The sequence below is a fragment of the Bradyrhizobium sp. genome (assembly GCF_028868675.1).
Taxonomy (GTDB): Bacteria; Pseudomonadota; Alphaproteobacteria; order Rhizobiales; family Xanthobacteraceae; genus Bradyrhizobium.
In genome coordinates, this window is sequence record NZ_JAGWUA010000160.1 from 1 (window position 1) to 11,387 (window position 11,387).

The 11,387-nt window shown below is 66.1% G+C and carries 12 protein-coding genes and 1 pseudogene; 4 read left to right on the plus strand and 9 right to left on the minus strand.

Going from position 1 to position 11,387, the window contains the following annotated elements; all coding sequences use genetic code 11:
- Both KGM94_RS18675 and KGM94_RS18680 read right to left on the minus strand, forming a co-directional pair.
- Positions 1 to 171 (minus strand): annotated as a pseudogene (locus KGM94_RS18675) (AAA family ATPase); the annotation flags it as partial.
- Positions 172 to 191: 20 nt separating this feature from the next.
- Positions 192 to 1,169: an AraC family transcriptional regulator gene (locus KGM94_RS18680; protein ID WP_300262615.1), complete on the minus strand. Its 978-nt coding sequence runs from the start codon at positions 1,167 to 1,169 to the stop codon at positions 192 to 194.
- 233 nt (positions 1,170 to 1,402) lie between these two features.
- On the opposite strand from KGM94_RS18680, the gene KGM94_RS18685 reads away from it, so the two are divergent.
- Positions 1,403 to 1,771: a DsrE family protein gene (locus tag KGM94_RS18685; protein ID WP_300262619.1), complete on the plus strand. Its 369-nt coding sequence runs from the start codon at positions 1,403 to 1,405 to the stop codon at positions 1,769 to 1,771.
- Positions 1,772 to 2,022: 251 nt separating this feature from the next.
- Positions 2,023 to 3,225, plus strand: coding sequence for an FAD-binding domain (locus KGM94_RS18690; RefSeq protein ID WP_300262622.1), 1,203 nt, complete (start codon positions 2,023 to 2,025; stop codon positions 3,223 to 3,225).
- Between the two features lie 277 nt (positions 3,226 to 3,502).
- Here KGM94_RS18690 and KGM94_RS18695 read toward each other — a convergent pair whose 3' ends face one another.
- From KGM94_RS18695 to KGM94_RS18720, 6 genes are all read right to left on the minus strand, one after another.
- Positions 3,503 to 3,793: a type II toxin-antitoxin system RelE/ParE family toxin gene (locus tag KGM94_RS18695; RefSeq protein ID WP_300262625.1), complete on the minus strand. Its 291-nt coding sequence runs from the start codon at positions 3,791 to 3,793 to the stop codon at positions 3,503 to 3,505.
- An 8-nt stretch (positions 3,794 to 3,801) separates the two neighbouring features.
- On the minus strand, positions 3,802 to 4,062 hold the full coding sequence (locus tag KGM94_RS18700; RefSeq protein WP_300262628.1) for a hypothetical protein: 261 nt from the start codon (positions 4,060 to 4,062) through the stop codon (positions 3,802 to 3,804).
- A 220-nt stretch (positions 4,063 to 4,282) separates the two neighbouring features.
- A complete protein-coding gene (ruvB, locus tag KGM94_RS18705; RefSeq protein ID WP_300262631.1) occupies positions 4,283 to 5,332 on the minus strand; it encodes a Holliday junction branch migration DNA helicase RuvB in 1,050 nt (349 codons plus the stop codon).
- A 120-nt stretch (positions 5,333 to 5,452) separates the two neighbouring features.
- Positions 5,453 to 6,070, minus strand: a complete 618-nt coding sequence (gene ruvA, locus KGM94_RS18710) for a Holliday junction branch migration protein RuvA (protein ID WP_300262634.1) — start codon at positions 6,068 to 6,070, stop codon at positions 5,453 to 5,455.
- Positions 6,067 to 6,594 (minus strand): crossover junction endodeoxyribonuclease RuvC, encoded by a 528-nt coding sequence (gene ruvC, locus KGM94_RS18715; protein WP_300262637.1) that lies wholly within the window; start codon positions 6,592 to 6,594, stop codon positions 6,067 to 6,069. Before ruvC ends, ruvA begins: the two co-directional genes overlap by 4 nt.
- Before the next feature lie 175 nt (positions 6,595 to 6,769).
- Positions 6,770 to 7,516: a YebC/PmpR family DNA-binding transcriptional regulator gene (locus KGM94_RS18720; protein WP_300262640.1), complete on the minus strand. Its 747-nt coding sequence runs from the start codon at positions 7,514 to 7,516 to the stop codon at positions 6,770 to 6,772.
- A gap of 207 nt (positions 7,517 to 7,723) precedes the next feature.
- On the opposite strand from KGM94_RS18720, the gene KGM94_RS18725 reads away from it, so the two are divergent.
- Entirely contained in the window at positions 7,724 to 9,478 is a 1,755-nt protein-coding gene (locus KGM94_RS18725) for a methyl-accepting chemotaxis protein (RefSeq protein ID WP_300262643.1), read from the plus strand.
- Positions 9,479 to 9,551: 73 nt separating this feature from the next.
- Positions 9,552 to 10,976 (plus strand): methyl-accepting chemotaxis protein, encoded by a 1,425-nt coding sequence (locus tag KGM94_RS18730; protein WP_300262646.1) that lies wholly within the window; start codon positions 9,552 to 9,554, stop codon positions 10,974 to 10,976.
- A 204-nt stretch (positions 10,977 to 11,180) separates the two neighbouring features.
- Here the strand turns inward: KGM94_RS18730 and KGM94_RS18735 are convergent.
- On the minus strand, positions 11,181 to 11,387 hold a 207-nt coding region (locus tag KGM94_RS18735; RefSeq protein WP_300262648.1), incomplete at its 5' end, for a YmdB family metallophosphoesterase.

An 11,387-nucleotide genomic window follows, 5' to 3' on the forward strand; every position in this document is an offset into this window, starting at 1 on the left:
AAAGTCCTCCATCGCGGGATAGAGCACCTCTTCCACCGCCGGGCTCAGACGATGGATCTCGTCGATGAAGAGCACGTCGCGCTCTTCGAGACTGGTCAGCAGCGCGGCGAGATCGCCGGCCTTGGCGATCACCGGGCCCGAGGTGACGCGAAAACCGACGCCGAGTTCCTGCCGCAGCCGGCAACCGGGATTCAGCCTGCCTTTCCCAGCGCTTGGTCGCGCGCAGAATTCCTATCGCGCCAGGTGGCGGGGGGCACGCCGGTGTGGCGCTTGAATGCGCGATTGAAGGCTGGTTCCGACTCGTAGCCGACCTGCAACGCTATCGCCGAGATGCTGGGTGCACCGTTCTGCAACAGCGAGGCGGCAAGCTGCAGCCGCCAAGCGGTCAGATACTGCATGGGCGGCTGGCCGACGAACTGCCGGAAACGGTCGGCGAGTAGCGAGCGCGACGCCCCAACTTGGTGAGACAGGTCGTCGACAGTCCAGGGATGTTCCGGGCTGCCGTGCAGCAGACGCAGCGCGCGACCGACAAGCGGATCCTTGAGGGCCCCGAGCCACCCTATCGTATCCGGCCCGAGGGAAGCGATGTGACGCCTCAACACCTCGATGAAGACAAGCTCGCTCACCCGCGACAACAGGCACGCGGTGCCGTCCTGGTCCGCCTGCGCCTCGCGCGTCATGCTATCGATGAGCGCCGGCAGCAGCGAGCCCGGCGGCTCCGCCGTCGTGCGCACATGGATGATGTCCGGCAGTCCGTGGCACAGTGGATTGAACAACTGCTCGTCGCAATGGAGGAAGCCGCAGACGATGCGCGTGCGGGCCTTGCCCTCTCCGACCGCGATGGTGGACACACGTCCATTCGGCCGCGGGAAGATATCCTTCATCGGCACCGGCGCGAGCGCGATGTCGCTCGCGATCGTGTGCTCCTTGCAGTGCGGCAGCACGATCACGTCGCCATCTGCGAGCTCGACCGGCACGCTGCCGTCGACCGCCATCCAGCAGCGCCCGTGCTCGACCACGTGGAACGGTATCATCTGCTGAGCCCGCGGCAACAGCATCTGCTTCAGCTCTTCCGCCGACACCGATCGCGCCGCCCACGGCAGCGCCAAGTCGGCGCGGAAGAACACCGCGCCCGAGAGGCGCACGATACGCAACACGTCGGACAGCACGTCCGCCGACGCCTGCAGCGGTGGATTCCGAGGCAAGAGATCTGGAGCCACAATCATTGTCTCCCTCACGATCCAGATGCAAAAAAGACAATGTAACGACCGAATGCGTCCAGAGCCTATGCCCTCGCCGATCGCAGGGCAATCACCGAGGGCCTTCGGATGCGACGGACCTGGATTTTCGCGGAGCCGCGCCGGCGCTTCGCCGATCATGGCGTGCCAAATGGAGGAGGACGATGAGTAACGACTCGCATGACTTGGTGGTGATGATCACGCACGGCACCGACCACGAATTGTCGTCGGTGGGCTTCACCATTGCGAACGGCGGGCTCACAGCCGGGCTACGGGTTTCGATATTCCTCACAAGCGCTGGCGTCGACCTCGTGCGCAAGCGCGCCAGCGACACGACCCAGGTGAACCCGCTCGATCCACTGGCTCAAATGATAGGCGATTTCCTGCGACGCGGCGGCAATCTCTGGGCCTGCACGCCGTGCGTTAAGGCGCGCGGCTACAGCGAGAGCGATCTGATCGAGGGCGTGGTCATCACCGGCGCAAGTAAGATGCACGAATTGATCAAACAAGGCGCCTCCACACTCAGCTTCTGACCGCTGCCGCCAATCAGCGTATTCGACCCGCGACGACCAGGTTTCGGAGAGCAGGTTGTTTCAGACCAAGATCGGCGGTTTCGAACATGGAACATAAGCTTCATCCTAGCGGCGCCGAGTGCATCATGACGACGAAAATGCCTCGCCCGAACTGGGCGCTCCGAAACGCGGTGCGACGGGGGTCAGGGGCCGGAGCTTCCTCGTACCAAGGTCCAAGTGAAGAATCTTCTCAGCGGGGGTAGTTTCGCGCCATGCAATCTGTCTTGATCTCCGGCGCAGGCATCGCAGGGCCTGCGCTGGCCTTTTGGCTGAAGGCGGCCGGGTTCGAGCCGACCATCGTCGAGCGTACACCCACCTTGCGCAGCGGCGGCTATGTCATCGACTTCTGGGGGCTCGGCTACGATCTTGCGGAGCGCATGGGGCTGATCGAGGAGATCAACCGCATCGGCTATCACGTCCGGGAGGTACGCATCGTCGACGAGGCCGGGAACCGCGTTGCGGGCTTCGGCACCAACGTCTTCTCCGAGCTGACTGGCGGACGCTTCGTGACACTCCCGCGCAGCGCTCTGTCGCGATTGCTCTTCGGCAAGGTCAAAGCCAGCATCGACACGGTATTCGGCGACGAGGTCATCGGAATCGAGCAGCAGGCGGACGGGGTTCGCGTTGCACTGGCGCATGCTGGCGAGCGGCGCTTTGATCTTCTGATCGGCGCCGACGGCCTGCATTCGCAGGTGCGCAAACTCGCCTTCGGACCGCATTCGCTGTTCGAGAAGCACCTGGGTTATGCCGTCGCGGCGTTCGAGGCTTCCGACTATCGCCCGCGCGATGAAGACGCCTACTTGATGTACGGAGAGCCGGGCCGAATGCTCGGGCGCTTTACCCTGCGTGACAACCGCGCGCTTTTCCTGTTCGTCTTCGCTGCAAACGACTTGCCAGACTCGCTGGAAGGGCAGAAGGCGCTGCTGCGCGATCTCTATGGTCGCGGAGGTTGGGAATGCAAGCATGCTCTGAATGAAATGGATCGGACGGATGAGCTCTATTTCGACAGCGTCAGCCAGATCACTATGCAGAACTGGTCACACGGGCGGGTCGCGCTCGTTGGTGACGCGGCATTCTGCGTCTCGCTGCTGGCCGGGCAGGGTTCGGCGCTGGCGATGATCGCGGCCTATGTGCTGGCCGGCGAACTCAACGCTTCGCATGGCCGATATCAGCAGGCGTTTGCCTGCTATGAGGCTCGGCTGCGCAGCTATATCGAGACAAAACAGCGTGGCGCCGAGCGCTTTGCCAGGGCTCTTGCGCCGAGGACGCGGGCAGGCCTGCGTTTCCGTAATTTGGTCATCGACGCTTTTGCCATTCCGGGTATCGCGAAACTTGCGGTCGGCAGGAACATTGCCGATCGGATTGAACTTCCCGGTTATCAGTGGCCGACGCTAGACGGTTTCTCTGCTGCCTGATTTGTTGCGCTCGCCACGCGTGACGATCGGTGGTGCGGCGATCGGTTTGTTCTTCGGAACCGGTTCGTTGCAAACATCCCCCGACACGCTTTGCGATCAGTTTTCACAGAGTGCCTGCTGGGCTGGAACGCGCCCCAAGGGTCCGGAAACGAGTTGCGAATGCAGCAGACATTGGCGAAACGACATGCATGGCTTCAGATCAACGATCTCTGTGATGGCGGCGCCTTTCGCCGACGACGGTGGCGGCCGTCGCGGATCTCGCCGTCGAGAGGAGCAGTCATTTTGCAAGCTCTCGCAGGATATCCCTGCGTTCATCCAGGACACGGACGATGACAATTCGATCGGTCTCGACCAGATAGAAGGCAATATAGCCGTCGATCGACAATCCTCGAAGCGAGGCTCTCAACTCGCTCCGATCGGGGCCAAGAAGCGGAAACTCACGCAACTCGTCGAAACGCTCCGAAAACCTGACAGCCAGGCGATCCGCCGCGGCCGTACTGCGTTCGGAGAGATACGAATGAATGTCGAGAAGATCCGTACGAGCGCGTGACGAAAGAACAATCTGCACGCAAGCCCCTATCGCTTCGCCTGCGCCCGGGCCTGCTGAAGGAAATCCTGGAGATCCCAGGGAACCATGCGCCCTGCTTCCACATCGGCCATGCCTTCATCGATCGCGTTCTTGAGCGCTCGGAATCTTCTGGCCTGGACCAATAGATATTCCGCCGCTTGCTCCTGCATCTCCTCAGGCAGCAGCTCCAGAGCTTCTACGGCTTTCGCGACGGCGGAATTCATGGACACAATATAGGCCATTCCGATGGCGGTGCACAGAAGGGACAAGTTCAGCTTCCGGAAGTTCGGCCGCCAGGACGCCGCCTGACCCACCGGATCAGCAGAGGCTCACCGGCGCCCGTCCCCGCGTCCAGCCGCGCCTTCACGTCGACCGGGGCATTCCCGCGCCAACTTTCTCCCGAAATTGCGCATGCGCGCGGCAACCCCGATCGACGCTGGCCGGGATTGGCGGCAGAGTGGAAGCGGTGGGGTCAATGAGACTCGAGCGTCAGTCGTCGCTCTCGTCCGTGCCGAACAGGCCGAACTGCGCGGGATCGCGCGCGGGCTCGTGGAGGCCGAGATGGCGGAAGGCGTGCGCGGTGAGCAGGCGGCCGCGCGGGGTGCGCTGCAGATAGCCACACTGGATCAGATAGGGCTCGATGATGTCCTCGATCGCGTCGCGCGGCTCGGACAGCGCGGCGGCCATGGTCTCGACGCCGACCGGGCCGCCGCCGTAGTTCAGCGCGATGGTGGTGAGGTAGCGGCGGTCCATCGCATCGAGGCCGGCGGCGTCGACCTCGAGCGCGCTCAGCGCGTGGTCGGCAATCTTGCGGTCGATCGATTCTGCATTCGCGGCGGACGCAAAATCGCGCACCCGGCGCAAGAGGCGGCCGGCGATGCGCGGGGTGCCGCGGGCGCGGCGCGCAATCTCGTTGGCGCCGTCGGCGGTCATGCCGACGTTGAGCACGCGCGCGCCGCGGGTGACGATCTTCTCCAGTTCCTCGATGGTGTAGAAATTGAGCCGGATCGGAATGCCGAAGCGGTCGCGCAAGGGATTGGTGAGCAGGCCGGCGCGCGTGGTGGCGCCGACCAGGGTGAACTTCGCCAGCTCGATCTTGACCGAGCGCGCCGCCGGGCCCTCGCCGATGATGAGGTCGAGCTGAAAGTCCTCCATCGCGGGATAGAGCACCTCTTCCACCGCCGGGCTCAGACGATGGATCTCGTCGATGAAGAGCACGTCGCGCTCTTCGAGATTGGTCAGCAGCGCGGCGAGATCGCCGGCCTTGGCGATGACCGGGCCCGAGGTGGCGCGAAAACCGACGCCGAGTTCCTTGGCCACGATCTGCGCCAGCGTGGTCTTGCCGAGGCCTGGCGGGCCGACGAACAGCACGTGGTCGAGCGCCTCGCCGCGCTTGCGCGCCGCCTCGATGAACACCGACAGGTTCTTGCGCGCCTGCTCCTGGCCGACGAATTCGGCAAGCTGCTGCGGCCGCAGCGCGGTGTCGCCGACGTCGTCGCTGCGGCGCTCGGGCGTGACGATGCGGGAGGGGGTGGTCACGTCGCCAGCTCCGTCACTGTCGTAGGGTGGGCAAAGGCGTTCTTCGCGCCGTGCCCACCACGTCGCCAACCGAGCCAAAAGTGGTGGGCACGCGCTTTGCCCACCCTACGAGCTGAACACTCACTTCGCCAGCTCCTTCAGTCCGAGCCGGATGAGCTGCGCGGTCTCCGCGTGCTCGCCGGCGCTGCGCGCGGCGGAGGCGATGGCCGCGGCGGCCTGCGGCTGGCCGTAGCCGAGATTGACCAGCGCCGAGATCGCATCCGCCACCGGCCGCGACGCGCGCTGGTCGTCGACGGCACCGGCGAGATGCACCACCGCCGGATCGACATTCGCAAACGCGGGCGCCTTGTCCTTCAGCTCGGTAACGATGCGCTCGGCGACTTTCGGGCCGACGCCCGGGGTGCGCGACACGGCCGCCTTGTCGCGCAGCGCGATCGCGTTGGCGAGTTCGGACGGCGGCAACGTGCCGAGCACGGCGAGCGCGACCTTTGCGCCGACGCCCTGCACGGTCTGCAGCAGTCGGAACCATTCGCGCTCGGCATCGCTGCGGAAGCCGAACAGCTTGATCTGGTCCTCGCGGACATAAGTCTCGATCGACAGCACGGCGGCCTCGCCGGGCGCCGGCAAATGCTGCAGCGTGCGCGCCGAGCAGTGCACCTGGTAGCCGACGCCGCCGACGTCGAGGATGACGAAGTCCTCGCCGTAGGAATCGATCAGGCCCTTGAGCTTGCCGATCATGCGCCTACCACCTTCAGCCGCAGCGCGGCGCTCTGGCGATGGTGGGCGTGGGTGATGGCGATGGCGAGCGCGTCGGCGGCGTCGGCCGATCGCGGGTCGGCCTTGGGCAAGAGCACCTTCAGCATCATCGCGATCTGGCTCTTGTCGGCATGGCCGGCGCCGACCACGGTCTTCTTGACCTGGTTGGGCGCGTATTCGGCAACCGAAATGCCGAACATGGCCGGCGCCAGCATGGCGACGCCGCGGGCCTGTCCGAGCTTCAGCGTCGCCACGCCGTCCTTGTTGACGAAGGTCTGCTCGACGGCGGCCTCCGCCGGTCTGTGCGCGGACAGGACAGCGGCAAGGCCCTCATGGATCGCCAGCAGCCGGCTTGCGAGCGGCAGTTCGTCCGGCGGCTCCACCGAACCGCAGGCGACGAAGACGAGGCGATTGCCGTCGGCCTCGATCACGCCCCAGCCGGTGCGGCGGAGGCCAGGGTCGATGCCGAGGATGCGAACGGGCTTGCGAATCGGGAGCGCGGTCATGGGCCAGTGATAGCCGCTGGCCGGGGATAGCGAAACAGAAACAGAACGAAAGTCAGGGGGGAAACCGCCAAGCCCTTGCCTCGTCATGCGCGGGCTTGACCCGCACATCCATCTTCGAAGGACTCTTTGGCGATTTGATGGGTTGCCGGGTCAAGCCCGGCAACGACACACCACCCTAGCCGCTCATCTTCGCCATCAGCGCGTCGGAGATCTCGAAATTGGCGTAGACGTTCTGGACGTCGTCGTGCTCGTTGAGCAGATCCATCAGCTTCAACAGCTTCTCACCGGCCTCGTCGTCGACCGCGACCGTGTTCTGCGGCTTCCAGATCAGCGCGGCCTTGCGCGGCTCGCCGAACTTCGCCTCCAGCGCCCTGGCGACGTCGCGATAGCTTTCGGTGGAAGCGTAGATCTCGTGGCCGCCTTCGCCCGAGATCACGTCGTCGGCGCCGGCCTCGATCGCGGCGTCCAGCACGGCGTCGTCGGAGGCCACGCTACGGTCGTATTCGATGACGCCGGTGCGGTCGAACATGAAGGATACCGAGCCGGTCTCGCCGAGATTGCCGCCGGATTTCGTGAAGAAGGAGCGGATGTCGGAGGCGGCGCGGTTGCGGTTGTCGGTCAGCGCCTCGACGATGACGGCGACGCCGCCCGGGCCGTAGCCCTCGTAGCGGATCTCGTCATAGTTCTCGCCGTCGCTGCCGAGCGCCTTCTTGATGGCGCGCTCGATATTGTCCTTCGGCATGTTCTCCTGGCGGGCCGCGATCACGGCCGCGCGCAGCCGCGGGTTCATGTTCGGATCGGGGGTGCCGAGCTTGGCGGCGACGGTGATTTCCCGGGCCAGCTTGCCGAACAGCTTCGACTTCTGCGCATCCTGCCGCCCCTTGCGGTGCATGATGTTCTTGAATTGGGAATGTCCGGCCATGCGTGGTCTCTCTCGGAAATCGTCCGCCGTCTGTGGTGGGAAAACGCGGGCCTTATAGGCCTCCATCCCACTAAAGTGGAAGTCCCCCTCTGATACTTTAAGGTAATTTCGTAGGCATTTATGCCTAGAGGGCAGGCAGCCGTTAACCCTGACTTCATTCCGTGATGTGAAAATATCTGCACCAATTCCCGCGACAAGAGTGACTTGATGGCATTCGGAATGTTTCGGAAGCGATTGCCGGACCCGGCAGCGCCTGCGGTCGCGGCGCAGGCCGCCCAGGCGAATGCCGAATCCGCCGCCCCCGAGCCGGCCTCGGCGGGCGATTCGGCCAAGGAAATCCTGGAACTGCTGGAACTCGAGCTCGGCGCCATGATCCGCCAGCTCGAGCGCGCGGCCAATTCCGTCGCCGGCGGCGCGGAGGCGACCGCCACGACGCTTGCGACCATCCGCGAGCGCACCGACGCGCTGACCGGGCGCACCAGCGCCGCGCAGTCGACCGCCACCACCTTCGCCAACGCCGCCGACAAGTTCACCCAGTCGGCGCAGGGGATCGGCGCGCAGGTGCGCGAGGCCGGCAAGCTCGCCGATCAGGCCAGCGCCGCGGCCCAGGAGGCGCGCGCCAATGTCGACCGCCTGCGCGAATCCTCCGCGGCGATCGGCAACGTCGTCAACCTGATCGCGCAGATCGCGCGGCAGACCACGCTGCTCGCGCTCAACTCCACCATCGAGGCGGCGCGCGCGGGCGCGGCCGGCAAGGGTTTCGCGGTCGTCGCCACCGAGGTCAAGGCGCTCGCGGTGCAGACCCAGAGCGCCACCGAGGAGATCACCAGGAAGATCGAGACGCTGCAGAAGGACGCGGCGGGCTCGGCCGACGCCGTGCACCGCATCTCGCAGGCGATCGAGGCCATCCGCCCGGTATTCGACACCGTCAACGGCGCGGTCGCCGAGCAGAACGAAACCACCAGCGAGGTGTCCGGCAACGCCGCCACCGCCTCGCAGTTCATCGTCGCGGTCGGCGACAGCGCCGCCGAGATCGACACCGCCACCAAGGCGGCGGAAGCGCATGGCGAGAGCGTCGCCAGCGCCGGCAAGGCCGTCACCATGTTCGCGCAGAAGCTGAAGTCGCGCTGCGCGGTGCTGCTGCGCCAGAGCGAGCATGACGACCGCCGCAAGACCGAGCGGCTGCCCTGCCATCTCAAGCTCGATGCCGGCGCACGCGGCATCCTGCCGGTGTACGAGATATCGATGCAGGGCGTCCTGATCGGCGGCCCCGAGGGCGCCAAGCTCGCCCTGCACGAGAGCCTCAACGGCACGCTCGAGGACATCGGCGCCTGCCGCCTGCGCATCACCGAGCAGTCCAAGGCCGGCGCGCGAGCGCAGTTTCAGGCCCCTGGCGCCGAGCTCGCCGAGAAGATCGAGGACAAGCTCTGGTCGATCCACGAGGAGAACACCGAGTTCGTGACCCGCGCCATGGAAGCGGGCAACGCGCTGACCAAGCTCTTCGAGCAGGCGGTGGCGCGTGGCGATGTCAGGCTCGACGACCTCTTCGACACCGACTACGCCGAGATCGCCGGCACCAACCCGCAGCAGTACCGCACGCGCTACTTGGACTGGGCCGACCGCACGCTGCCGCCGTTCCAGGAAACCTTCCTGGCGAGAGAACCCCGCATGGCGTTCTGCGCCATGGTCGACCGCAACGGCTTCCTGCCGGTGCACAACAAGATCTATTCCCACCCGCAGCGGCCGGGCGACGTCGCCTGGAACACCGCCAACAGCCGCAACCGCCGCATCTTCAACGATCCGGCGGGAATCGCCGCCGCTCACAACACGCGCTCCTATCTGATCCAGAGCTACGCGCGCGACATGGGCAACGGAAACACGGTCATGATGCGCGAGATCGACGTGCCGATCCGCGTGCAGGGCCGGCACTGGGGTGGCTTCCGGACCGCCTACAAGCTCTGACGTCCGGCTTCTCCGAACGAAAATGGGAATGCCCCGCCAACGCGATGATCGGTCCTGCCCGAAGGAGGCGTCGATGTCGGTCGTGCAGCTTGCAAGACTCGAAACCGCAACGGTCCCCTCGGAGGCCGAACGGCTGATCGACCGGCTCGCCGACCGCATCGGCGGCCTCGGCGTCGAGCTCGCCGACGTCGCCGGCAACGTCCAGGAGGTCGCGGGCCGTGTCGCCGGCCAGTCGGACCGGTTCGGCCATCTGCAGTCGGCGGCCGAAACCATGGTCGCGGCCAATCACGCCATCGCCAACGCCTCGCAGGCGGTGCAGTCGGCGGCCTCGGCCGCCGGCGGCGAGATCGCCCAGTCGCGCGAGGCGGTGGACGCGGCCGTCCAACACATCGCCGGGCTCGTTGCGGCGGTCGGGCGCATCGAAGCGCGGCTCGGCGCGGTCGGCAGCGCGCTGGCGGAGGTCGCCAAGGTCTCCGGAGGCATCGAGGCGATCGCCAGGCAGACCAACCTGCTCGCCCTCAACGCCACCATCGAGGCGGCGCGCGCGGGCGCGGCCGGGCGCGGCTTCGCCGTGGTGGCGAACGAGGTGAAGAGCCTTGCCGAGGCGACCCGGCAGGCGACCCATCAGATCTCCGACACCGTGCGCGATCTCGACGGCCAGATCGGCAGCCTGATCGGCGAGAGCGGCGACGCCTCGCTGCGCGCCAAGAGCGCCGGCGACGGCGCGCAGGAGATCAGCGGCATCATCACCCGCGTCCAGCAGGGCTTCGTCCGCGTCGGCGCGGAGATCGACGGCGTCGCGCAGGCCGCAACCTCCAATCTCGGCCATTGCGACACCGTGATCGCGGAACTGCGCGAGCTCGCGGCGGGCGTCGACCTGTCCTCGCGCGATCTCAAGAACGCCGACGAGCGCGTGGCGAGATTGCTGGAGACGTCCGAGGGACTGATTGCGGCGATCGCCGACAGCGGCCTCGAGACCGCGGATGCGCCGCTGATCCGCGTCGCCGTCGACACCGCCAAGCGCATTGCATCGGCGTTCGAAGCCGCGATCGACCGCGGCGAGATTACGCTTGCCCAACTCATGGACGAGCGCTACCGGGAAATCGCGGGCACCGATCCCAGGCAGTATCTCACCGACTACGTCGCCTTCACCGACCGCGTTCTCCCCCCGATCCAGGACCCGATCCAGAAATCCGATCCGCGCATCGTGTACTGCGTCGCCTGGGCGAGAGGCGGCTATCTGCCGACCCACAATCCGAACTACCGGCTGCCGCAGGGCAAGGACCCCGTCTGGAACAACGCCAATTGCCGCAACCGCCGCCTGTTCAACGACCGCACGGTGAAGAAGGTCGCCACCAGCACGAAGCCGTTCCTGCTGCAGACCTACCGCCGCGACATGGGCGGCGGCCAGTTCGTGCTGATGAAGGACGTGTCCTCGCCGGTCATGGTGCGCGGCAAGCACTGGGGCGCGTTCCGGATGGGGTTCCGGCAGGGGTGACGGTTCGCGCGCTCGGATGACGCCGCGGAGCACCAAGCTTCCTCGAAGTCGTCCCGGGGCATCGCGAAGCGGTGAGCCCTGAACCCATATCCACAGGACTGTGTTTGACGAAGACTCGCGGTCAACGACTCGCGTCACAACAGTTCTCTGGGGCTATGGGTCCCCGCGTACGCGGGGACGACAGCGAGTGTGTGGCGCGGTCAATCAGCTCAGCCAGAATCTTGGCGTCGCGGGCTCCAGCCTTCCGCCGACGCGCACGGGCGCGATGCGGAGCGCGAGGCCGGTGGTATCGTCGGTCTCGACGGCGACGCCGCTCAGCGTCGCAGTGCCGGCGGCCGGCTCGAAGCGGCCGGAGGGAATGCCCGAGGTGAAGCGCCGCAGCGGCTCCTCCTTCTGCATGCCGATGATCGA

Bases quoted from the DNA above. Each gene is read 5' to 3' on its own strand.
- KGM94_RS18720 (WP_300262640.1), bottom strand. From the start codon at position 7,516: ATGGCCGGACATTCCCAATTCAAGAACATCATGCACCGCAAGGGGCGG.
- KGM94_RS18725 (WP_300262643.1), top strand. From the start codon at position 7,724: ATGGCATTCGGAATGTTTCGGAAGCGATTGCCGGACCCGGCAGCGCCT.
- KGM94_RS18730 (WP_300262646.1), top strand. From the start codon at position 9,552: ATGTCGGTCGTGCAGCTTGCAAGACTCGAAACCGCAACGGTCCCCTCG.
- KGM94_RS18690 (WP_300262622.1), top strand. From the start codon at position 2,023: ATGCAATCTGTCTTGATCTCCGGCGCAGGCATCGCAGGGCCTGCGCTG.
- ruvA (WP_300262634.1), bottom strand. From the start codon at position 6,070: ATGATCGGCAAGCTCAAGGGCCTGATCGATTCCTACGGCGAGGACTTC.
- KGM94_RS18685 (WP_300262619.1), top strand. From the start codon at position 1,403: ATGAGTAACGACTCGCATGACTTGGTGGTGATGATCACGCACGGCACC.
- ruvC (WP_300262637.1), bottom strand. From the start codon at position 6,594: ATGACCGCGCTCCCGATTCGCAAGCCCGTTCGCATCCTCGGCATCGAC.